Genomic DNA, 22,194 nt, shown 5'->3' with positions numbered 1-22,194 from the left:
CGGGGTGGCTTCCGCCGCCCGGACCGCCCGGACCGCCCGTGCGGCTCGCGCCGCCCCGGCCGCTCGCGCCGGCCCCGCCGTTTCCGCTGTTCGCACCGCCTCCGTCGTCCACGTCGTGCAGCGTAGGCAGCCCTCGTCCGGCCGCGGATCGGCCGAAAGTACGACCGGAACGGCAGGTGCGGGACGTTCGGCCGAGGCGCGCGCCCCGCCGTGGCACACAGAGTCGTCCGCATGTCACCCACACCTCTTCTGCGGGCGCGTGACCTGGGCCGGAAGTTCCGGCGGCGGTGGGCGCTCTCCGGTTGCCACCTGGACGTTCCGGCCGGGCGGATCACCGGTCTCGTCGGGCCGAACGGCGCGGGGAAGACCACCCTGCTGAGCCTGGCCGCCGGCCTGCTGACGCCGACCTCGGGCACGATCGAGGTCTGCGGCGGGCGCCCGGGCTCCCGGCCCGCCGACGTCGGCTTCGTCGCCCAGAACACCCCGGTCTACGGCCGCCTGACCGTCGCGGAACACCTCGAACTCGGCGCCAGGCTGAACGCCGGCTGGGACATGGCGCTGGCCACGGAGCGGATCGCGCGACTCGGCCTGCGTCCGGGACAGCGGGCCGGGAGCCTGTCCGGCGGCGGGCGCGCCCAGCTCGCCCTCACCCTCGCCCTGGCGAAGCGGCCCAGGGTCCTGATCCTCGACGAGCCCGTGGCCAGCCTCGACCCCCTCGCCAGGCACGACTTCCTGCGCGAGCTGAAGGACGCCACCGAGCGGTGGGACCTGAGCGTGCTGCACTCCTCGCACCTGGTCTCCGACGTCGAGCTGCTGTGCGACTACCTGATCGTGCTCGTCGCCTCGCGCGTCCGGGTGGCGGGCGACGTGCGGGAACTGCTCGCCACGCACCACCTGGTCGAGTCCCCCGCGCCCGCCGGGGCCCACGTCGTCTCCGCCGGTCCCGGCACCACGCTGGTCCGCGCCGACGCCCCGCCCCCCGGCACGGTGGGCACGGTCGGGCTCGAACAGCTGGTTCTCGCGTACCTGGAGGCCCACCGGTGATCTGGCTGACCTGGCGGCAGTTCCGCACTCAGGCCGCGGTGGTCCTGGGCGCCCTGCTCCTCCTCGGCGCCTGCCTCGCGGTGACCGGCCCCGGGCTGGCCCACGACTACGCGGCCCGGGGAGGCGGCGCCCAGGGCGCGACCGACTTCCTGGAGCAGGTGGACGGCACCGGCACCACCCTGTACCTCGTCGGCTCGCTGACCGTGCTCCTGCTGCCGGCGCTGCTCGGGATGTTCTGGGGCGCGCCGCTGATCACCCGCGAACTCGACGCGGGAACGCACCGGCTGGTCTGGACGCACACCGGGCGCACCCGCTGGCTCGCCGCCAAGCTGGGCGTCGTCGGCCTCGGCGCGATGGCGGCCTGTGGCCTGACGGCGCTGGCGATGACCTGGTGGGCCGCGCCGATCGACAGGGCGACGGCCGCACTCGAAGGGCGCCCGGGGCCGAGCGTGTTCACCTTCGCGCGCCTGCACCCGCTGATGTTCGACATGCGGGGCGTCGCCCCGTTCGGCTACGCCGCGTTCGCCTTCCTCCTCGGCGTCACCATCGGGCTCCTGGTCCGCCGGACCCTCCCCGCGATGGCCCTCCTGCTGGCCGCGTTCACGCTCACCCAGGTTTTCATGGCCACCTCGGTGCGCCCGCACCTGATGACGCCGGTGAGCGCCACCGCGCCGATCGACGCCTCGCACCTCACCTTCGTCGGCCGCGGCGGGGGCGTGGAGGTGACCGTCGACGAGCCAGGGGCGTGGATCACCTCGCAGCACACCGTCAAAGACGGCAGGCCCACCTCCCCGCCCTCCTGGGTGGTCGACTGCCCGGCGCAGGCGCGGGAGGGCTCGGCGGACTGCTACGGCGAACTCGCCGCCCAGGGCTACCTGCAGCGGGTCGACTACCACCCCGCCGATCGCTTCTGGGCCTTCCAGTGGCGGGAGACCGTCCTCCACCTGGCGCTCGCCCTCGCCCTGGCCGGGTTCTGCGCCTGGTGGCTGCGCGGCCGGGCGTTCTGAGGCGGCACGAACGCGGAGGCCCGCCCGCGGCCGTGGGACGCGGGCGGGCCGGGGAGCGGGCCCGCGCGGCCGGGCCCGGGGAAGCAGGCCCGGCGACGGGGGTGGGGACGGGGATGGGGACGGGGATGGGAAGGGGGCCCGGGCAGGGTCAGAAGGCGGCCTCGTCGAGGTCCATCAGGGACAGGTCGGTGGACTCGGCGATGCCGCGGGTCACCGCGACCGTGGGCAGGACGGTGGCGGCGAAGTGGCGGGCGGCGGCGATCTTGCCGGCGTAGAACGGCTCGTCCTTGCCGCCGGCCACCGGCAGCTTCTCCGCGGCCACGGCCGCGCCGCGCAGCAGCAGGTAGCCGACGACGACGTCGCCCGCGGACAGCAGGAAGGAGGTGGTGTTCAGCCCGATGCGGTACAGCGCGCGGACGTCCTTCTCGGTGGCGGCCAGCTCGGTGAGCAGCACGCCGACCAGCGCCTCCAGCTCGCCCACCGCGCGGGTCAGCTGCTCGCGCGCGGCGGCAAGCTCCTCGCCGCCCGGCGCCTTGGCCAGGAAGCCCTTGATCTCCTCGGCCAGCGCGGTGAGGGCCACGCCCTGGTTGCGGACGATCTTGCGGAAGAAGAAGTCCTGGCCCTGGATCGCCGTGGTGCCCTCGTAGAGGGTGTCGATCTTGGCGTCCCTGATGTACTGCTCGATCGGGTAGTCCTGGAGGTAGCCGGAGCCGCCGAGGATCTGCAGGGACTCGGCGAGCTGCTGGTAGGACCGCTCGGAGCCGTAGCCCTTGACGATCGGCAGCAGCAGGTCGTTGAGGGCCTCCTCGGCCGAGGCGTCCTCGCCGGCCGCCTCCTTGGCCAGCACCGTGTCCTGGATGCTCGCGGTGTAGAGGACGAGGGCGCGCATCCCCTCCGCGTACGCCTTCTGCGTCATCAGCGAGCGGCGCACGTCGGGGTGGTGGGTGATGGTGACCCGCGGGGCGGTCTTGTCGGCGAACTGGGTCAGGTCCGGGCCCTGCACCCGCTCCTTGGCGTAGGCCAGGGCGTTGAGGTAGCCGGTGGAGAGGGTCGCGATCGCCTTGGTGCCGACCATCATCCGGGCGAACTCGATGATCTTGAACATCTGCCGGATGCCCTCGTGCTTCTCGCCGAGCAGCCAGCCCTTGGCGGGGCGGCCGTTCGCGCCGAAGGTCAGCTCGCAGGTGTTGGAGACCTTCAGGCCCATCTTGTGCTCGACGTTGGTCGCGTAGACGCCGTTGCGCTCGCCGAGCTCGCCGCTGTCCCAGTCGAACTCGAACTTGGGGACGATGAAGAGGGACAGGCCCTTGGTGCCGGGTCCGTGGCCCTCGGGGCGGGCCAGCACGAAGTGGATGATGTTGTCCGAGAGGTCGTGCTCGCCCGAGGTGATGAAGCGCTTGACGCCCTCGATGTGCCAGGAGCCGTCCTCCTGCCGGACGGCCTTGGCCCGCCCGGCGCCGACGTCGGAGCCCGCGTCGGGCTCGGTGAGCACCATGGTGGAGGTCCACTGCCGGTCCACCATGAGGTGCGCGATCTTGCGCTGCTCCTCCGTCGCCTCGTCGTACAGCACCCGGGCGAAGGTCGGCCCCGAGCCGTACATCCACACGGCCGGGTTCGAGCCGAGCACGGTCTCGGCGACGGACCAGACCAGGGAGCGCGGCGCGGTGAGCCCGCCCAGCTCCTCGCCGATGCTCAGCCGCCACCACTCGGCGTCCATGAAGGCGCGGTAGCTCTTCTTGAAGGACTCGGGCAGGGGGGCGGAGTGCGTTTCCGGGTCGAACACCGGGGGCGTCCTGTCGCTCTCCTCGTAGGAGGCGGCCAGCTCGTTCTCGGCCAGCCGGGAGATCTCGGCGAGCACGGTCCGCGCGGTCTCGGGGTCGGTCTCGCTGAACGGTCCCGTGCCGTAGACCCCGTCGCGGCCGAGGACCTCGAACAGGTTGAACTCGATGTCGCGGAGATTCGACTTGTAGTGCCCCATGGCGACGACTCCGTAGGTTCGGGATGTGCACGATACGTACCGGCTGGTAACACCCCATGGTGCTACCCGTCGGTAATAAGAAGCAAGCGGAAACCGGTCAAGTGTGAGTCAGTACTCTTTCTCGCATGTACGGCTACGACAACCAGTCGGCCTACTCCGGCCAGCAGCAGCAACAGCCCTACGGCGTCCAGCAGCAGCCGCTCGCCGGTTACGGCGGGCAGCTGTACCCCGAGCAGGCGCAGGCGGCCGCCGCGGCGCCCCCCGCCCCGCCCTCCCTCGCGGACGCGCTGCGCGCCTACACCTCGGGCGCGATGTCGAGCGAGGAGTTCCACGACATCTTCCTCGGCGCCAAGATCTACTGCCCGCGCGGCGAGAACCCCGGCTTCCTGGCCCTGCACAACACCCAGCAGCCGGTCATCCCGCTGTTCACCTCCCTGAAGGAGCTGCGCCGCTACGCGGGCAAGGACTCGCGCTACTTCACCGTCACCGGCGGCGAGGTGCTCGACCTGCTGCCCTCGGGCTACGGCTTCGCCCTCGACATGGAGGGGGAGCACCGCATCGTCCTCGACGCGAAGGCCGTCGAGGAGATGGTCGACTACACGATGCGGCGCATGTACGGCTGACCCGGCGCGGGCGGGGAGTACGGCCCGGGTGGTGGCGCGGCGCGGGCGGTGGCGCGGCCCGGGCCGGGAATGCGGCTTCCTCGACAGAAGTTCACTGTTCAACTACTCTGGGGGGAGCCGCCGAGGAGGTCCCCATGCCCGCCGTCACCGTCGCCAACCCGCTCGTGCTTCCCCGGGTCACCGCCCCGGCGGACGCCCCGCCGCGCCGCGTGCGCGCGGTCACCACCGCGCCCGGCGGCTTCGAGGGCGAGGGCTTCCCGGTGCGCCGGGCCTTCGCCGGCATCGACCAGCGGCACCTGGACCCGTTCATCCTCATGGACCAGATGGGCGAGGTGGACTACGAGGCCGGCGAGCCGAAGGGGACCCCCTGGCACCCGCACCGCGGCTTCGAGACGGTCACCTACCTCATCGACGGCACGTTCGTCCACCGGGACTCGCACGGGGGCGGAGGCACCATCACCAACGGCGACACCCAGTGGATGACCGCCGGCTCCGGCCTCCTGCACATCGAGACGCCGCCGGAGTCCCTGGTCCTGTCGGGCGGCCTCTTCCACGGCCTGCAGCTGTGGGTGAACCTGCCCGCCAGGGACAAGATGGCCGACCCCCGCTACCAGGACATCCGCGGCGGCAGCGTCAGGCTGCTGACCTCGGGCGACGGCGGAGCGCTGCTGCGGGTCATCGCGGGCGAGCTGGACGGCCACCGGGGCCCCGGCGTCACCCACACCCCGATCACGATGATCCACGCCTCGGTGAGCCCGGGCGCCGAGGTCACGCTGCCCTGGCGCCCCGACTTCAACGCCCTCGCCTACGGCCTGGCCGGGCAGGGCTTCGCCGGCCCGGGCTCCCGGCCCTTCGCCATGGGACAGGCCGTCGTCTTCGGGGAGGGGGACACGCTCACCATCCGCGCCGCCGGGACGCAGGACTCGCGCAGCGAGAACTTCGAGGTGGTCCTCCTCGGCGGCCTGCCCATCCGGGAGCCCGTCGCGCAGTACGGCCCGTTCGTGATGAACAGCCACGCCGAACTCGCCCAGGCATTCGAGGACTTCAAGGCGGGGCGGCTGGGCCGGGTGCCGGCGGACGCGGTCTGACGGGCGCCCCGCGGACCTCAGGAGCCCTCCCGCCCGGTGGGGGCCTCCCGCCCGGTGGGGCCCTCCTGCCCGGTGGGGCGTTCCCGCCCGGTGGGGCTCTCCCGCAGCTCGAACCAGGTCGTCTTGCCCGTGCCGCGCGGGGTCGCCCCCCAGCCGTCCGCCAGGGCGTCGAGCAGCAGCAGGCCGCGCCCGGCGGACGCCAGCTCCCCCGGGTGCCTCAGGTGCGGCATCGCGTCGCTGGTGTCGCTGACCTCCACCCGCAGCAGCCGCTCGCCGGGCCGCCCGCTGAGCTCCGCCACCAGGAGCGCGTCCCCCTCGGTGTGCCGCAGCACGTTCGTCAGCACCTCGGAGAGCAGCAGCGTGGCCAGGAAGACCCGCTCCGTGACCGGCCAGTCGTGCAGCAGCGTCGCCAGCTGCGCCCTGGCCCCCGCCACCCGGTCCGGCTCCGACTGGCCCACGGTGAACACCAGCCTGCGCATCGGCCCGCCCTCCCGGACCGGGGCCCCCGCCGGGCGGCGCAGCAGCAGCAGCGCGATGTCGTCCCGGTCCTCCGGCGGCACCGGCGAGGTGGCCTGCACCGTCTCGATCAGCGTGTCCGCGAGGTCGTCCACGTGCAGCCCGCTCAGCCCCTTGACGGCCTTGGTGACCCTGGCCCAGCCGGTGTCCAGGTCGTCCCGGCCGCTCTCGACGAGCCCGTCGGTGCACAGCAGCAGCGTCTCGCCCGGCTGGAGGCTCAGCCTGGTGACCGGGTAGTCCTCCTGCGCCACGATGCCCAGGGGCAGCCCGCCCACCGTCGGCCTGCTCACCACCGTGCCGTCCGACAGCATCATCGCCGGGTCCAGGTGCCCGGCGCGGGCGATCTCCAGGGTCCCGGTGCCCGGGTCGATCTCGGCGTACAGGCAGGTCGCGAAGCGCGCCTCGCCCACCCCCGCCTCCGGGTCCGCACTCAGCGCGGACAGGAAGCGGGTGGCGCGCGCGAGCACCCCGTCGGGGTGGTGGCCCTCCGAGGCGTAGGCGCGCAGCACGATGCGCAGCTGCGCCATGACGGCCGCGGCGCGCACGTCGTGCCCCTGCACGTCCCCGATGATCAGGGCCACCCGGCCCGAGGGCAGCGGGATCACGTCGTACCAGTCGCCGCCCACCTGCAGCCCGCCCGCGGTGGGCACGTACCTGGCGGCGACCTGCATGCCGGGAACGGCGGGGGAGGGGGCCGGGCGCATCGTGTGCTGGAGGTCCGCGGACAGCTCCCGCTCGGTGTCCTGGAGGAACGTCCTGGACAGCGCCTGTGCCAGCAGCCTGGCCAGGGCGGAGAGCATGCCGCGGTCGCCGACGGAGAAGTCGACGTGCGTGCCGAAGGCCACCATCCACACCCCGATCATCCGGCCGCCCACCACCAGCGGCAGATAGGCCCACGACTCGCGGCCGAAGCCCATCACGGTCGGCGCGAACTCCGGGTAGCGCTCCCGGAACTCCGCCGGCGTGGACAGGTAGATCGCCCGGCCGGTGCGCATCACCTCGCTGCCCGGGTAGTCCCGCTCCAGGCCCAGCGGGAAGCCCATCGCCTCCAGGTCGTCCTGCGGGCCGCGGTACGCGATCGGCTTCAGCCGGTCGCCCTCCCGCGCGAAGATCGCGATCGCGTCGGGCGAGAAGCCCGGCATCACCAGCGAGGCGGAGACCCGCAGCACGTCCTCGGTGGTCCGCGCCTCCGAGAGCGCCCGCCCCGCGTCCAGCACGAACGCCTCGCGGGCCCGCGGCCAGTCCCAGTCCTCGGCCCCGGCCTGCCGCCGCGCCGCCCCCGGCAGCTCGACGACGGTGCCCAGGATGCCCGTGGCTCCCGGCCGCTCCCCGGCCTCCGCCCCGGCCTGCCCCTCGATGCGCCTGACCCGGGCGCGCAGGGTGCGCTGCACCTCCCCTTCGGCGGTGACGATGCGGAACTCCACCTCGGCGACGCCGCCCTCCGCCTCGGCCAGGGCGGTGGCGCGCTGCAACTCGATGTAGTCCTGGATCGGCACCCGCGAGCGCACGGCCGCCTCGGACAGGGTCACCGGCTCTGCGGGCAGCCCGAGCAGGCCGGCCGCGACCGCGTCGAGGGCCACCACCCCGCGGATCTCGTCCCAGCTCCACATCCCGGTGCCGGAGGCGGCCAGCACGTCCTCGGTGCGCATATTGCACTACTTTATTGCTCTCTGTCCGGAGACGGCCACCAGATGTGGGCCGGTAGTCTGAGAGGCCCATCCCCGCATCACGTCGACGACTTGGATGAACGATGCATCGGTACCGGTCCCACACCTGCGGCGAGCTGCGCTCCGCGGACATCGGCAAGGATGTCCGGCTGTCGGGCTGGCTGCACAATAGGCGGAACCTGGGCGGCATCCTCTTCGTCGACCTGCGCGACCACTACGGCATCGTGCAGCTCGTCGTGCACCCGGAGTCCCCCGGCGCCCAGGAGGTCAACGAGCGGCTCGGCTCGCTGTCCAAGGAGACGGTGCTGCGCGTGGACGGCCGGGTCGTCGGCCGCGGCGCGGAGAACGTCAACCCCGAGTTGCCCACCGGCGAGATCGAGGTCGAGGTCGGCGAGATCGAGGTGCTCGGCGCCGCCGACCAGATCCCCTTCACCATCAACACCGAGGACGGGGTGAACGAGGAGCGCCGCCTGGAGTACCGCTTCCTCGACCTGCGCCGCGAGCGGATGCACCGCAACATCATGCTGCGCGCCGCCGTCATCTCCGCCATCCGGCAGAAGATGACCGGGCTCGGCTTCACCGAGCTGGCCACCCCGATCCTGTCGGCCACCTCCCCGGAGGGCGCGCGCGACTTCCTCGTGCCCTCCCGGCTGCACCCCGGCACCTTCTACGCGCTGCCGCAGGCCCCGCAGCAGTTCAAGCAGCTGCTGATGATCGCGGGCTTCGACCGGTACTTCCAGATCGCGCCCTGCTTCCGCGACGAGGACGCCCGCGCCGACCGCTCCCCCGGCGAGTTCTACCAGCTCGACGTGGAGATGAGCTTCGTCGAGCAGGAGGACGTCTTCGGCGTCATCGAGAAGGTGATGACCGAGCTCTTCGAGGAGTTCGGCGGCGGGCGCCACGTCACCTCGCCCTTCCCGCGCATCCCCTTCCGCGAGGCGATGCTCAAGTACGGCTCGGACAAGCCCGACCTGCGCACCACGCTGGAACTCGTCGACGTCTCCGACGTCTTCGCCGACTCGGGCTTCAAGGCCTTCGCCGGACGGCACGTGCGGGCCCTGGCGGTGCCGGACACGGCCGGCCGGCCCCGCAAGTTCTTCGACCAGCTCGGCGAGTTCGCCGTCGGCCTCGGCGCCAAGGGCCTGGCCTGGGTGCGGGTCGGCGAGGACGGCAGGACGCTGACCGGGCCGATCGCGAAGTTCCTCACCGAGGAGGACGTCACGGCGCTGCTCGGCAGGCTCGGGGCGGAGGCCGGCACCGCGGTCTTCTTCGGCGCCGGCGAGTTCGACGAGGTGTCGCGGATCATGGGCGCCGTCCGGGTCGAGGCCGCCCGCCGCGCCGGCCGGTTCGAGGAGAACGTCTTCCGGTTCTGCTGGATCGTCGACTTCCCGATGTTCGAGCGGAACGAGGACACCGGCGCGATCGAGTTCTCGCACAACCCCTTCTCCATGCCGCAGGGCGGACTTGAGGCCCTGGAGAAGAAGGACCCGCTGGACGTCCTCGCCTGGCAGTACGACATCGTCTGCAACGGCGTCGAGCTGTCCTCGGGCGCGATCAGGAACCACGAGCCCGACATCATGTACCGCGCCTTCGAGATCGCGGGGTACACCCGCGAGGAGGTGGAGCGCGAGTTCGGCGGCATGCTCCGGGCCTTCCACTACGGCGCGCCCCCGCACGGCGGCATCGCGCCCGGCGTGGACCGCATGGTGATGCTGCTCGCCGACGAGCCGAACATCAGGGAGACCATCGCCTTCCCGCTCAACGGCAACGCCCAGGACCTGCTGATGGGCGCCCCGAGCGAGGTCTCCGAGGCCCGCCTGCGGGAGCTGCACCTCTCCCTCCGCAAGCCCTCCTGAGCCTCCCCGCGCGGGTCCTTCGCGCCGGGCGCGTGGGCCCTTCGCGCGGGCCCGCGCGGGCCGCGCCGTCTCCGCGCGCCCGGCGCACGGGCGCAGGCCCCGGCCCGGCGCAGGCCCGCGGCCGGGCGCGTGGGCGCCGGGCTCAGCTCGCGCCGGGGTCGGCGTCCGGTCGCGCGCCGGGGTTGGCACCGGGGCTTTCGCCCGGTCGCGCGCCGGGGTTGTCCTGCGGTTGCGCACCGGGGCGCTCGGCCGTTGTTCCGCCGGGCGGCGCGCCGGGTCCCCCGGCGGGGTACGCGCCGGTCCCGCCGAACGCGACCGGCCGGCCGGCGCCCGGCTCGTACGGCAGGGTGACCAGCCGCCGGCGCAGCCGCCCCAGCGTGCGCCCGAGCGCGTGCGTGCGCGGATGGTCCCGGCCCAGCAGCCGCCGCCGCACGGCCAGGGCGCGCTCCGCCTGCCCGATGGCGGACCTCACGTCCCCGGCCGCCGCCTGGGCCAGGGACAGGCCGAAACGGTGCACGGCGACCCGCGGGTGCTCCGCGCCGAGCAGCCGCTCGGCCTCCGCCAGGGCGGGGGCGAGCCGGGCGAGGGCGGCGGCGGGCTCCCCCGCGGCGAGGTGGGCAAGGCCCAGGTTGTGCCGCACCGCGAGCCCGTGCGGGTGCCCGGGGCTGAGCGTCCGCTCGCAGTCGGCCAGCGTCTCCTCAAGGGAGGCCACCGCCTCCGCCGCCCGCCCCGCCACGCGGTAGGCGGCCCCGAGGTTCGACCGGGCCAGCAGGGTGTCCGGGTGCCGGGCGCCCAGCGTCCGCCCGCTGTCCGCGACCAGCGACTCGAACCGGGCGGCCGCCTCCCCGGCCGCCCCCGTCTCCAGCAGCGCGCCCGCCAGGTTGTTGCGGGCGAGCAGCGTGTCGGGGTGGTCCGCGCCCAGCGTGCGGACCGAGTCGGCGAGCACCTCCCGCAGCATGCCCAGGGCCCGTTCCGCCTCGCCCGCCCCGCCCGCCTCGAACACCGCCTCGGCGAGGTTGCCGCGCGCCAGGAGCGTACGCGGGTGCTCGGCGCCCAGCACCCGGCGTGCGTCGGCCACCGTGCGCTCGAACAGGGCGAGGGCGCGCGGCAGATCCCCGGACTCCTGGAGCGCGCTGGCCAGGTTGTTGCGCGTCGTCAGCGTGTCGGGGTGGTCCGCGCCCAGCACCCGCTCCCGTCCCGCCAGCGTGCGCTCGTACAGGGGGAGCGCACGCCGCAGGTCGCCCGCCGCCTCGTACGCCGTCCCCAGGTTGTTGCCGAACAGCAGCGTGCGCGGGTGCGCGGCGCCCAGCACCCGTTCCGCGTCCTCGCGGGTGCTCTCGAACAGCGGCACCGCCCGCGCCAGGTCCCCGGCGTCCCGGTAACCGCTGGCCAGGTTGTTGCGGGAGATCAGCGACTCGATGTGCTCCCGGCCCAGTACCCGTTCCCGGTCGGCGAGCGTGCGCGCGTACAGCGGCAGCGCCTCCCCGACGCGCCCGGCGTCGCGGTAGGCGTTCGCCAGGTAGTTGCGGGAGGCCAGCGTGTCGGGGTGGTCCTCGCCCAGTACCCGTTCCCGGTCGGCGAGCGTCCGCTCGTACAGCGGGATCACCCGGCCCAGGTCGCCCGCGGCCCGGTAGACGTTCCCCAGGTGGTTGCGCGTCGACAAGGTGGCCGGGTGGTCCGCGCCCAGGACCCGCTCCCGCGCCGCGAGCGCCCGCTCCCCCCAGGCCGCCGCCTGCGCGAGGTGGCCCTGGTCGAGCTGGAACAGCGAGCCGGCGTGCAGCAGGAACGCGACGTCCGAGGTGTCCTGCTCCGCCGGCATGAGCTCGGCGTACGCCTCGATGTGCGGCAGCAGCGCCCGCCACCGCGGCCAGGAGGGCACGTCGATCGACAGCCCCCGGGGCAGCGCCCCGCGCAGCAGCCGCGCGGCCCGGCCACGCGCCGCGAGGATCTCCGCCTCCGCCCGCATCGGGTCGGCCGGGTCGGGGGTGCGGGCGACGGCCTGCACCAGCCGGTGCACGCGCAGGTGGGCCGAGCCCAGGGTGATCATGCTGTAGCCGCCGAGCAGCGCCAGCGCGTCGTCCACGGCGAGCGGGTCGTCGCCGACCGCGGCCAGCAGGTCGCGCGGCACCCGGTCGGGCGCCAGCCAGGCCAGCACCCGCAGCAGGTCGGCGGCCAGCGGGTCGGCGGCGGCGATGGTGCTCAGCGTCACCCGCCAGGTGCGGGCGATGGTGCGCCGGTCGGTGCTGCCCGGGTAGGCGGCGGCGAACATCCTGGCCGGGTAGCGGCGCAGCCGTTCCAGGAAGGCCGCGCAGCCGATCCCGTGGTGGTGGCAGTACGCCCCGGCCTGCTCCACCGCGAGCGGCAGGTACCCGAGCTCGGCCGCCACCCGGGCCGCCGCCTCCCGCTCCCCGGCCCCGCGCCCGGCGATCCGCAGCAGCAGCTCGGTGGCGTCCTGCGGCATCAGCATGTCGAGCCGCAGCGGGGTGCCCAGCCGGTGCCAGCCCGTGGTGCGCCTGCTCGTCACCAGGTGGTGGCCGGTGTCCAGCTGGCTGATGACCGGCTCCAGGGCCCGCGGGTCCTCGGCGTTGTCGAAGACCACCAGCCAGCCCGGGTGCGTCTGGAACCAGGTGATGGCCCACTCCGCCAGCACCGGGATCGTCGCCGAGGAGGCGAGGTCGGGCAGCAGGCGGCTGGTGAGGGAGGCGAGGCCCGCGGTGATCGCGTCGGGCTGGTCGGCGGTGATCCACCATACGGTCGTGTAGTCGGCGCGGTGCCGGTGGGCGTACTGCAGGGCCAGGGAGGTCTTGCCGACTCCGCCGAGCCCCACCACGGTCTGCGTGATCACGCCGGTGCCCGAGGCGAGCAGTTCACGGACCCGGCTCAGCTCCTCGGCCCGGCCCACGAACTGGGCGTTCGGCGGGCGCGGCAGGTTGTGGTTGTGCGGGCCCGGCGGGCCGGCCACCGTGTGCGCCGGGGGCAGCCGGACGGCCGGGCGGGCGTAGATGGTCGCCCCCGGCCCGGTGCTCACGATCCCCGAGTTGGCGTCCACGGCGACGGCGCGTTCGCCCGAGGCCGCCGACTGCCGCCAGGCGAGGGGACCGCGGCCGGTCAGCGCGGGATCGTCCGGGGGCTCGACCGAGATCGCGGTGTTCATGGCGCGATCTGGGCGTCGTTCCCGGTGCTGATGACCCCGGAGTTGTGCTGCACGGCGACCGCCCCCTCACCCGAGGCCGTCACCGTCACCGAGGGCCCGCCGCCCGAGTACCGCGCCAGCATCCCCGCGATGTCCGCGGCGAGCTCCGGGTCGGCCAGCAGCGCCTTGCGGACCCGCACCAGCAGCACGGCGCCCAGCTCCTCGTCGCCGGGGGCCTCGCCGACGTCCCGCACGGCCTCCTCCAGCTCGGCCCTGCCTTCCTCCCGGCGCCACAGCCGCCGCAGCAGGCTCCGCCCGAACTCGCCGGCCGCGTCCCCTCCGGCCTCCCCGGCCCGGGTCAGGGCCGCCGTCCCGTACGTCCCGGCCGCCGCCACGATGTAGGGGGCGACCTCTCCCGCAAGCGCCAGCGCCTCCACGAACCCTGCCTCCCCCACGCCGGGCCACCGAAACCGCGTCGCGCCTCCCGGCCACGGCCGGGCCTGGCGGCACCCCCGGCGCGGTGAGACGCCCGCGTGACGGCGCTCGTGAAAGGCCGTCAGCACAACGGGCCCATGATGCCCGAAGTTCCGGCCCGCCGCGCGGCCCTGTGCGGCCGGGCCCGGCCACCCGCCGCGGCCGGCCTCGCCGGGGCGCTCAGCGCGGGCGGCGGCGCATGGTCTCGGCCAGGGCCGTGTTCGCCACGGCCACCGCCCCGAACGCGGCCGCGGCCGCCCCATGCCCCGCCCCGGCCAGGGCGACCGCGCCCCCGCCGAGCACCAGGGCCTTCACCACGAGCACCCCCGCGAGCGGCAGCCGGATGCGCGCCCGCGGCGCCGCGAAGGCGCCCCACAGCGCGATCCCCGCCGCGGGCGCCCCGATCCCGCACGCCACGCCGAGGACGCCGCCGAGCGCGAAGCCCCACCAGGCGAGGAAGGCCAGGGCCAGCACCTCGACCAGGAAGGCCAGCGTCTCGTTGGCGGCGAAGACGGGCCGCCCCGCCCAGCCCGCGGCGCCGCCGCCCTCACCCGTCATGTCCCCTCCGTCCCTTCCGCCCCTCCGGGCCCGCCCATCATGACAAGGCGGCCGACCGCGGCGGAAGGCACGGGCCAGGACGGTTCGCCGCACACCCCGCGCGGAAGAGATGGGGACATGACACCACGCGGCGCCGCGGGCGCGTTCCGCGGACTCGTCCTCGACTTCGGCGGCGTGCTGGCCGTGGGCGTCGCGGAGTCGACCCGGGCCTGGTGCCTGCGCGAGGGCCTGCCGCCCGGCGCCTGGGGCAGGACGCTTGAGGAACACCCGGAGGGCGTCGCCCTGTACCGGGACCTGGAGCGGGGGCTGATCAGCCAGCGGGAGTGGAACCTGGCGACCGCAGCCCTCCTCGGGGTCGCGCCGGACAACCTCATGGGGCGCGCGTGGGCCGAGGTGCGCCCGGCACCCGCGATGATCGCGGTGGCGCGCGCCGCACGCGCGGCCGGCTACGCGGTGGCGATGCTCTCCAACAGCTTCGGCCTCGATCCCTACGACCCCTACCGGCGGCTGGGCGTGTGGAACCTGTTCGACACGGCCGTGCTCTCGGAGCGGGCCGGCCTGGCCAAGCCGGACCCGGCGATCTACCGCCTGCTGCTCGACCGGCTTGGCCTGCCCGGCTCCGCCTGCGTCTTCGTCGACGACCAGGCGCGCAATCTCCCGGCGGCCGAGGCCCTCGGCCTCACCACGATCCTGGCCGCCGACCCGGACCTGGCCGCGGCCGAGGTGGCGGGGCTGCTCGGCCTGACGCCGCCGCCCGCCCGCCCGCGCGGCGCCGCCCGGGCGGGCCGCGGCCGGGGCCGGGGGAGCGCCCGGGAGGCGACCGGCCCGTACGAGACCGCGGCCGACGGTTCCTGACCGGCTGCGGTCGCAGGGGCGGGCGGAGCCGCGCGAGGGGAGCCGGGCGGGGACGTGACACCGCGCGGGCGGCGGCCCGGGTCCCGGCGGCCGCGGATCAGGTGGCGAAGATGAGGTACAGGTCCCAGCCCGCGGCGACGTCGCGGCACTCGTAGCCGTCGGCGCCGCCCGGATTGGTCGGCCACAGGTACGGCTGGGCGGCCTCGACGCACGCGTCGTGGCTGCCGTAGGTGCCCATGTACTGGTAGTAGTCCAGCACGTGGTAGCCGCCGGAGTCCTGGGCGCGCTCCGCGGCGACCGCGGTCCCGCCGCCGAGGCCGAGCGCGGCAAGGGCGGCGGCGCCGACCGAAAGACCGGTTAACAGGGTGCGTACGCGAGTTGTCACCATCCAACGACCTCCCTCAGGTTCGAACGCAACGCCTGTCATTGAAGGAGAGCAACGGACGTTCGACAAGACGTCCGGCAACCCGCGTGCAAACGCGCGCACGGCGCACGTGCGCGGCGCGCGCCGCGCCACCGGCCGCTTCGACTCCCGGCGGCCTCGACTCCCGGCGCCCTCAGCTCCCGCCCGCTTCAGCTCCCGGCGGCCTCAGCGCACCAGCGGCGAGGCCCGCGCGACGAACCCCTCAATGGCCTCCTTCGACGAGGTGATCCGCGCCTCGTGTTTCGCCCAATCCCGCGCCTTCGGGACGTCCCGCGTGCAGTCGTAGGCGCGCTCGGCCGCCAGCAGCACCTCCGGGTCCCCGGTGAGCAGCTTCACCCGGTACAGCGCCTGCCGCGCCGCCGTCCGCAACCGGTGCGCCTCGGACCGCGCCGCGGCATACCCCTCCCCGTCGGGATCCTCCTGCCTCCGGTGCCACCGATCCGCCTGCCCGCGCCGGTACTCCTCCACCGCGGCCGCGAACGCGCTGAAGGTGTCGATGCGTTCCTGCCGCAACGCCTCGGACCGCGTGAACGACTCACTGCGCCGGGAGGCCAAACGCTGAAAGGCATACGTGCTCACCGACCCGAGCAGGGTCCCCACCACGGCCACGACACTGGCCCACACAGCTTCCACCCCCCAAGCCGACCACACCCCACCCGGGACTGTCTGCGAGGCCCCGGGCACCGCCGGGAGGAAGGAGGCCACACGGAGCTTAGGCGGCGGCCTCCCGCACACCGGGCGCGGGCGGTTCCACCGCTCAACCCCCGTTGCCCGCACGGTAGTCTCGGCCGGGTGAACGCCCCGGCCCCGATGACTCCGCCCGAGGTCCTCACGGCCCTCGGCGCCTCCTTCCGGCTCCACGAGCATCCCGAGGTGACCAGTCCGCCCGAGGTGTGCGCCGCGCTGGGCGTTCCGCTGGAGCGCACCGTCAAGACCCTGGCGTTCGTGACCCCGGGCGACCGTCTGCTGCTGGCGGCGGTGCCCGGCCACGCCCGGCTGCGGTACGGGGCCCTCGCCCGGGCGGCCGGGGTACGCCGCAACGACCTGTCTCCCGCCGACGCCGGGCGGCTGGCCCGGGCGGGCATGCGGCCGGGCGGGGTGTGCCCGGTGTCCGCGGACCGCGCCGCGGTGGTGGTGTTCGACGCGACGGTCGGCGGCCTGGGACGCGTGCACTGCGGCAGCGGCCGGCCGGACAGCAGCATCGAGATCGAGGCGGCGGAGCTGCTGGCCGCCGTCCCGGCCGCCGCCACGGCCCCCATCGCCGACCTCCCGGCCACCGCACCCGCCTGACCCACGCCCCGTCCCCGCTTCCACGGCCGGACCACCCGACCCCCCACGGCCGGACCGTCCCAGCCCTCCACGGCCGGACCGTCCCAGCCCCCCACGGCCGGACCGTCCCAGCCCCCCACGGCCGGAAGCGCCGCCGCCCGGCCGCACGCGGCGTGTGCACCGGCCACACTCCGCTTGCGGGAAACCGAGTTCGCCTGCGGCGGACCGAACGCAGCGGGCGGCAGGTCGCGTTCGCCGATGGCGGGCCGAACGCGACGGGGAGAAGGCCCGGTTCACCTGGCGCGAGTCGGGCTCGACCGGGCGGAAGTTCCACGTGCGGCAACGTGAACGCGGCGGCGGACGCGCCGTGTTGACGGATATGGGGCCTAATCCGGCAAGGGCGAGCATGAGTTCACACGCGGCGCATCGAACCCGCGCTTCGGAAGGCCGCGTTCTCCCGCCGGCAGGCCCAACGCGGCGGGTGGCAAACCGAGTCCACCGGCGGCAAGTCAAACCCGGCAGCGGCACGGCGCGTTCGCCCGCGGCGAGCCAAAGCATGCGGCACGAGGGCGCGTTCGTTCGCGGCGAGCCGGACTCGGTGGTGCCAGGGCGCGTTCTCCCGGGGCGAGCCCAATTCGGCTGCGCACTTGCCGCGTTAGCCGGACGGCAAGCCGAACTCCGCGGCGACAGGCAGAGTCACGCCTGCGGCGAGCCGCGTTCACCGGGCGGCAAGCCAACCGCACCGACGCCAGGCCAACCCCGTCGGCGGCAGCCAACCCCGTCGGCGACGGGCCAACCCCGCCGACGCCAGGCCAATCCGCCGACGCCAGGCCGGCCTGAGTGGCGGCAAGCCCACCTGGGCGGGGGACCCCGTACGACGGCGGCAAGCCGCCTTCAGCGGGTCAGCCAGGTCAGCGCCGCCGAGACCAGAAACACGGCGACCGCCGCCAGCCAGACCGCGAGCCGTGCCCGCCGGGAGGGTCCGGGGGGCGCCCATTCCCCTCCCCCTCGCGACAGCAGCGCGTCCGCGAAGGCCCGCGCGGACTGCGGCCGGTCCTCGGGACGCACGGACAGCGCGGCGCGCAGCAGGGCGTCGACGCCCTCGGGGACCGCGAGCCCCTTGGGCAGCGCGGGCGCCGAAGAGGCCGGCGCGCGCTCTGCCGAATGCGCCGCGCGCCCGCCGGGACCGAACGGCTTGTGCCCGGTCAGCAGCTCGAACGTCACGACGCCGAGGGCGTACACGTCGGCCCGGCCGTCGAAGCCCCCCGCCTGGAGGGCCTGTTCCGGCGCCATGTAGGCGGGGGTGCCGGTGGTCACCGTCAGCCCCGACGCGTCGGCGAGCTGCTTCGCGCTGCCGAGGTCGGCGACGAGCACGGCGGGGGGCGTGCGGCCGGCGTCGAGGAGGAGGTTCGAGGGCTTGATGTCGCGGTGGACGATGCCCGTGCCGTGCAGCACCTGAATCGCGTACCCGGCCTCGGCCGCCAGCCGGAGAGCCTCGGCGGGCTCGCAGTGCCCGATCCTCTCGGCCAGCGTGCCGCCGCGTATGTAGTCCATGACGAAGAACGGCCGGTCGTCCTGGACGCCGACGTCGTGCACGCGCACGACCCGGGGGCTGGAGATCCTGCGCAGCAGCCTCGCCTCCGCCAGGAACCGTTCGCGTACGTCCGCGTTCGCGGCCCAGTTGTCGGCCAGCACCTTGACCGCGACATCCGTGTCGAGTTCGGGATCGTATGCTTTCCAGACGGTCGCGAAGGAGCCGGCTCCCAGCCTGTCCTCGAGGACGTAACGACCTAGCTTCCGCATGTGGCCTCATTCTGCCGGAGGCGCCGGGGCCCGCCGGAGGCACTGGGCCCCGGGCGCGGTGCCGCCGGGCGGAAGGCGCGGCGGGACGAGGTCTGGGGCACGAGGCCGGGGCACGGGCCCGGGGCGACGAGGGACGCCGGGCTACGAGGGATGATGCCGGGCTACGAGGGACGCCGGGGCACGAGGGACGGGGGACAGCGGGTGAGCAACGAGGAGGAGCTGAGGCGGCTCGTGACGTCCGCCCAGGCGGGCGACGGGGTGGCCCTGGATCGCCTCCTCGTCAGGTTGCGGCCCGTGGTGATGCGCCGCTGCTCCAGGTTCCTGCCGCACCACGCCGACGCCGAAGAGGCCGCGCAGGACGCCCTGTTGTCCATCAGCACCCACCTGGACACCTACCGCGGGCGAGGCTCGTTCCTCGGGTGGGTGACCGTGATCGCCTCCAACGCCGCCAGGGCCACCTACCGCTCGATGCGCCGGCGCGCGGAGGAGAGCCACGCGGTGGTTCCCGAGGGCACCGACCCGCGCACGACGAGCGTCATCGCGGGAACCCGCCTGGACCTGATGGAGTCGCTGGCCGCGCTCGAAGCACGGCATCCGGCCCTGGTGGAGTCCTTCGTGCTGCGCGACCTCGGGGGGTTGACCTACCAGCAGATCGCCGAGATCACCCAGGCCCCGCTGGGCACCGTCAAGGACCGCATCCACCAGGCCCGCCGCTTCATGCGGGACCGCCTGGCCGGCGGCCGCTGAGCCACCCCGTCCGCGGGGCCGGGCGGCCGCACGGGTCCGGCCCGCCCCCGATCGACCCCAACTTTCCCCTCCCCGCCGGCATCGGCTTGAGTAGGGCCAGGGAGGTGCTGCCGTGCGAGTTCGGACGATCGTCGTCATCCTGGCGGCGGCCATCGGCCTCGGCGTGCTGACCGGCCGGTTCGTCCTGCCCGCCCGCTCCTCCGGCGGCTCCGGGACACCGCAGGACGCGGCGCCCTCCGCACCCGGCCGGGAGTCACCGGGCCGGGAGTCACCCGGCCAGGAGTCACCGGGCCGCGAGCCGACGGCCCACGAGTCGCCGGGCACCGGCTCCCCCGCGCCACAGCCTGCAACAGGCCCCATGACCGAGGAGCACCTCCTGGAGGTGACGACCTTCGAGGAGGCGGGGATCACCGGCCACATCCGCGTGCGGGACCGGGTCGGAGACGGCAGGTACGCCAACGCGGCCTGTGCCGGGGAGAAGACGCTCGGCGAGACCCTGGGCGGGCCGGAGGCGCACTTCCGCGGCTTCCTGCAGACGGCGTACGCCGACGCCACCGACCCCACCCTGGCCGTGGACATCGAGGACCAGGTCGCGCGCGAGGTCGCCGCCGACGCCGGAAGCGCCACCCTGGCGGAGAACTTCGCCGAGCGCCTCCTGCTGGAGGAAGTGCCGTGCCAGAACGAACCGGCCACCCACTGGGTCTACGGCCCGACCCAGACGATCGACGTGGCCCCCGGCATCACCGCGAGCTGGATGGGGCTCTACGACGGTGACCTGAACACCACGGGGACCGCGCCCCAGGACCAGGAACCGTGCGGGGGCATCGCCATCCTCCGCAACGGCTCCCACTACGGCGTCCTCGAGGTGAACGCCTGCCTGGACACGGCCACGATGACGCGGGTCGTCCGCACCGCCGTGACCCGGCTCTGACACCGCCTCGCCCCCGCCGGCCGCGGCGTCGGGCGCGCCGACCGGGGTGTCGGGCGCACCGGCCGGGGTCGGGCGCACCGGCCGGGGTGCGGTGCCCGATGCAGGCCGGCGGCCAACCTTTCCGGAACGCCCGGCATCTCCGCCTACGAGACGCACACCGCGTCGTGAATCACACAGGGGATGAGATGTTCGGCAACCAGGCACCCGGCACAACGTTCTCGCGCCGCGGCCGTACCGCGGGCGCGGCGGCCCTCCTCGGCGCCGCCCTCCTCGCGGCCGGCATCGGCACGCACCCCGCCGCCGCGGCCACCGCTGCCGGCACGCACCCGGGCTCGCCGGCCGACCCGGTTACCGCCACCGCTGCCACCGCCGCCACCGCTGCCACCGCTGCCACCGCTGCCGCCACTTCCGAGCCCCGGCTCGGCCCCGGCAACCTGATCCAGCGGGACGACTTCTACCAGCAGGGCCTCTCCCCGCTCGACGCGACCGTGGCCACGGCCGGGAACCAGGCCCTCTCCGCCTGCTCCGGCGAGGAGACGATGCGCGAACTGACCGCGGGCGGGGCCGGCGCCTACGCCGAGGTGATCTGGACCTTCGACACCCCCGACTCCCTGCTGACCGAATCCCTCGCGGAGGGCACCACCGAGGCCGCGGCGGCCGCCTCTGCGGAGCGGCTCAACGAACTGGTGCGGGACTGCCAGGAGGAGCCGAAGGGCCACTGGTACTACGGCCGCGGCCGCGCGCTCACCGTCCCGGCCGGCGAGGGCACGTGGTACCCGGCCTTCAGCGGCGACGAGGAGGCCACCGGCGGCGTCGCGGTCATCCGCAGCGGCAGCAGGTTCGGCATCGTCGAACTCGCCGGCCAGCCCACCGACGACCCCGCCTACATCCAGGGCATCACCGCCGCAGCCCTCCACCGCCTCGCCGGCTGACCGCGCAGACCACCCGCCTCCCCCGGCCGCAACCCGCCCTGGTTTCCCGGCCGGTGGCCGGGAAACCAGGAGGCCGCCCGAGGGACTCAGGACTCGCAGGCCACGCCGTCGCCGTCGCGGTCCAGGTGGCCGTCGTACCCGGGCTGACCGGCGTACAGCGGGGCCGCGCCGGCGGCACGGACCGCGTCGCAGTTCCGGTAGTAGACCGATCCGCCGCCGCCGGAGTCGTCTTCCGCGCCGCCTGACCCGCCGGAGCTGCCCCCGGAGCTGCCGCCGGAACCGCCGGAGTCCCCGCCGCCTGTCGTGCGGCCCGCGTCCGGATCGGGGTCGGGGTCCGGTTCCGGTTCGGGCTCGGGCTCCGGTTCGGGGTGGAGCCGGTCGTTGTCGGCCGCGGGGCAGTCCGTGCCGGGTTCGACGAGCGACAGGCGCACGGTCATGGTCTCCGGGCTCTCGATCTCCTCGCCCGCACCGGGGTTCTGGAAACAGACGAGCCAGTCGCCGTGCTCGTCCGGCAGGTCGACGTCCCGGTAGGCGCTGCGCGCCTCGACCTCGGTCAACTCCTCGTCGGCCAGCCGCTCGACCGCCTCCGCGTAGGGCAACTCGACGACGGAGGGAACGGTCGGGCTCAGCACGGCCAGGCCGTCGGCCGCCGGGCACGGCTCGCCCGCACGCACCACGGCGAAGTCGATCGTGCTCCCCGGCGTGATCGCGGCGCCGGCCTCGGGGTCCTGGAAACACACCGTCCAGTCCGCCGCGGCGAGTTGCGAGGCGTCGCCTTCGGTCGCGTCGTGGGAGGCGGCCCGGTACCCGGCCGCCTCGGCGGCGTCGACGGCGACGGCGAGGTTCTGGCCGGCGTAGTCCGGCACCTCGCGCGGCTCTTCCGCCTCGCCCTCCGCCGCCTGCCCGGCGTCGGCGTCCGCGGACGCCGACTCGGCGTCGGGGGAGCCCTCCTCCTCGGAGGGACCGGCGAACACGAGCAGCGCGAGCCACAGGGCCGATAACCCGCTGGCCACCATCTTTCTTCGCTGCGGCCAGCCGCTCCGCCAGGCCAGCCAGATGCCGGCCGGCGGGAAGAGCACCAGCAGAAGGACGATCACGGAGGAACGGCGCCACACCGACGGCGGCCGGGCGGGCGGAAACGGCGGTGGCGGGGCGGGCATCGGAGGTTGCATGGCGTTCGGTGACCTTCCGGCTTCTCGACGTAGTGAAGGGGCGGCACGTTACCGAACATCACGCGACTCTTCGGCAACTTCACCGATCTGTGCCCTGGTTCCGGCACACCCGCCCGA

19 protein-coding genes are annotated in these 22,194 nt (G+C 74.6%); 10 read left to right on the top strand and 9 right to left on the bottom strand.

What is annotated here, in order from left to right:
• Nucleotides 1–231: 231 nt before the first annotated feature.
• Complete coding sequence (locus D7294_RS11625; protein WP_120678445.1) at nt 232–1,044, top strand: ABC transporter ATP-binding protein; 813 nt, start codon at nt 232–234, stop codon at nt 1,042–1,044.
• Nucleotides 1,041–2,051: a transporter gene (locus D7294_RS11620; RefSeq protein ID WP_120678443.1), complete on the top strand. Its 1,011-nt coding sequence runs from the start codon at nt 1,041–1,043 to the stop codon at nt 2,049–2,051. Before D7294_RS11625 ends, D7294_RS11620 begins: the two co-directional genes overlap by 4 nt.
• 148 nt (nt 2,052–2,199) lie before the next feature.
• Here D7294_RS11620 and D7294_RS11615 read toward each other — a convergent pair whose 3' ends face one another.
• Entirely contained in the window at nt 2,200–4,029 is a 1,830-nt protein-coding gene (locus D7294_RS11615; RefSeq protein WP_120678441.1) for an acyl-CoA dehydrogenase, read from the bottom strand.
• A gap of 125 nt (nt 4,030–4,154) precedes the next feature.
• Here D7294_RS11615 and D7294_RS11610 point away from each other — a divergent pair, with 125 nt between their 5' ends.
• Nucleotides 4,155–4,652, top strand: coding sequence for an SseB family protein (locus D7294_RS11610; RefSeq protein WP_120678439.1), 498 nt, complete (start codon nt 4,155–4,157; stop codon nt 4,650–4,652).
• Between the two features lie 134 nt (nt 4,653–4,786).
• Nucleotides 4,787–5,740, top strand: coding sequence for a pirin family protein (locus D7294_RS11605; protein WP_120678437.1), 954 nt, complete (start codon nt 4,787–4,789; stop codon nt 5,738–5,740).
• Nucleotides 5,741–5,757: 17 nt separating this feature from the next.
• On the opposite strand, the gene D7294_RS11600 is transcribed toward D7294_RS11605, so the two are convergent.
• Nucleotides 5,758–7,905 (bottom strand): ATP-binding SpoIIE family protein phosphatase, encoded by a 2,148-nt coding sequence (locus D7294_RS11600; protein ID WP_120678435.1) that lies wholly within the window; start codon nt 7,903–7,905, stop codon nt 5,758–5,760.
• 101 nt (nt 7,906–8,006) lie between these two features.
• Between D7294_RS11600 and aspS the strand changes: the two genes are divergently transcribed.
• Nucleotides 8,007–9,779 carry an aspartate--tRNA ligase gene (aspS, locus tag D7294_RS11595; RefSeq protein WP_120678433.1) on the top strand — a complete coding sequence of 591 codons (1,773 nt, stop codon included), beginning with the start codon at nt 8,007–8,009 and terminating at the stop codon, nt 9,777–9,779.
• 142 nt (nt 9,780–9,921) lie between these two features.
• Here aspS and fxsT read toward each other — a convergent pair whose 3' ends face one another.
• The 3 genes from fxsT to D7294_RS11580 form a co-directional block, all read right to left on the bottom strand.
• On the bottom strand, nt 9,922–12,933 hold the full coding sequence (gene fxsT, locus D7294_RS11590) for an FxSxx-COOH system tetratricopeptide repeat protein (RefSeq protein ID WP_120678431.1): 3,012 nt from the start codon (nt 12,931–12,933) through the stop codon (nt 9,922–9,924).
• The gene (locus tag D7294_RS11585; RefSeq protein WP_241562278.1) at nt 12,930–13,367 is read right to left on the bottom strand and encodes a hypothetical protein; all 438 of its coding nucleotides are present in this window, start codon (nt 13,365–13,367) and stop codon (nt 12,930–12,932) included. The genes fxsT and D7294_RS11585 overlap by 4 nt, the downstream gene beginning before the upstream one ends.
• Nucleotides 13,368–13,566: 199 nt before the next feature.
• Nucleotides 13,567–13,944, bottom strand: coding sequence for a YrdB family protein (locus tag D7294_RS11580; RefSeq protein WP_120678428.1), 378 nt, complete (start codon nt 13,942–13,944; stop codon nt 13,567–13,569).
• Between the two features lie 117 nt (nt 13,945–14,061).
• Between D7294_RS11580 and D7294_RS11575 the strand changes: the two genes are divergently transcribed.
• The gene (locus D7294_RS11575; protein WP_120678426.1) at nt 14,062–14,799 is read left to right on the top strand and encodes an HAD-IA family hydrolase; all 738 of its coding nucleotides are present in this window, start codon (nt 14,062–14,064) and stop codon (nt 14,797–14,799) included.
• 97 nt (nt 14,800–14,896) lie between these two features.
• On the opposite strand, the gene D7294_RS11570 is transcribed toward D7294_RS11575, so the two are convergent.
• Together D7294_RS11570 and D7294_RS11565 are read right to left on the bottom strand one after the other, a co-directional pair.
• A complete protein-coding gene (locus D7294_RS11570) occupies nt 14,897–15,187 on the bottom strand; it encodes a hypothetical protein (RefSeq protein ID WP_120678424.1) in 291 nt (96 codons plus the stop codon).
• A 201-nt stretch (nt 15,188–15,388) separates the two neighbouring features.
• Nucleotides 15,389–15,856, bottom strand: a complete 468-nt coding sequence (locus tag D7294_RS11565) for a hypothetical protein (RefSeq protein WP_120678682.1) — start codon at nt 15,854–15,856, stop codon at nt 15,389–15,391.
• Between the two features lie 159 nt (nt 15,857–16,015).
• Between D7294_RS11565 and D7294_RS11560 the strand changes: the two genes are divergently transcribed.
• Nucleotides 16,016–16,513: an aminoacyl-tRNA deacylase gene (locus D7294_RS11560; RefSeq protein WP_120678422.1), complete on the top strand. Its 498-nt coding sequence runs from the start codon at nt 16,016–16,018 to the stop codon at nt 16,511–16,513.
• Nucleotides 16,514–17,386: 873 nt separating this feature from the next.
• Here D7294_RS11560 and D7294_RS11555 read toward each other — a convergent pair.
• Nucleotides 17,387–18,295, bottom strand: coding sequence for a serine/threonine-protein kinase (locus D7294_RS11555; protein WP_120678420.1), 909 nt, complete (start codon nt 18,293–18,295; stop codon nt 17,387–17,389).
• A gap of 201 nt (nt 18,296–18,496) precedes the next feature.
• On the opposite strand from D7294_RS11555, the gene D7294_RS11550 reads away from it, so the two are divergent.
• From D7294_RS11550 to D7294_RS11540, 3 genes are all read left to right on the top strand, one after another.
• Complete coding sequence (locus tag D7294_RS11550; protein ID WP_241562277.1) at nt 18,497–19,042, top strand: RNA polymerase sigma factor; 546 nt, start codon at nt 18,497–18,499, stop codon at nt 19,040–19,042.
• 112 nt (nt 19,043–19,154) lie between these two features.
• The gene (locus tag D7294_RS11545) at nt 19,155–19,973 is read left to right on the top strand and encodes a hypothetical protein (protein WP_120678418.1); all 819 of its coding nucleotides are present in this window, start codon (nt 19,155–19,157) and stop codon (nt 19,971–19,973) included.
• 185 nt (nt 19,974–20,158) lie between these two features.
• Nucleotides 20,159–20,905, top strand: coding sequence for a hypothetical protein (locus tag D7294_RS11540; RefSeq protein WP_158674612.1), 747 nt, complete (start codon nt 20,159–20,161; stop codon nt 20,903–20,905).
• An 86-nt stretch (nt 20,906–20,991) separates the two neighbouring features.
• Here the strand turns inward: D7294_RS11540 and D7294_RS11535 are convergent, their stop codons facing one another.
• Nucleotides 20,992–22,002, bottom strand: a complete 1,011-nt coding sequence (locus D7294_RS11535; RefSeq protein ID WP_158674611.1) for an excalibur calcium-binding domain-containing protein — start codon at nt 22,000–22,002, stop codon at nt 20,992–20,994.
• Nucleotides 22,003–22,194: the final 192 nt, after the last annotated feature.

The sequence above is a fragment of the Streptomyces hoynatensis genome, from assembly GCF_003626535.1.
GTDB classification, from domain to species: domain Bacteria; phylum Actinomycetota; class Actinomycetes; order Streptomycetales; family Streptomycetaceae; genus Streptomyces; species Streptomyces hoynatensis.
The sequence above is the reverse complement of the archived record's forward strand: the minus strand, read 5'-3'. Positions and strand labels throughout refer to the sequence as shown.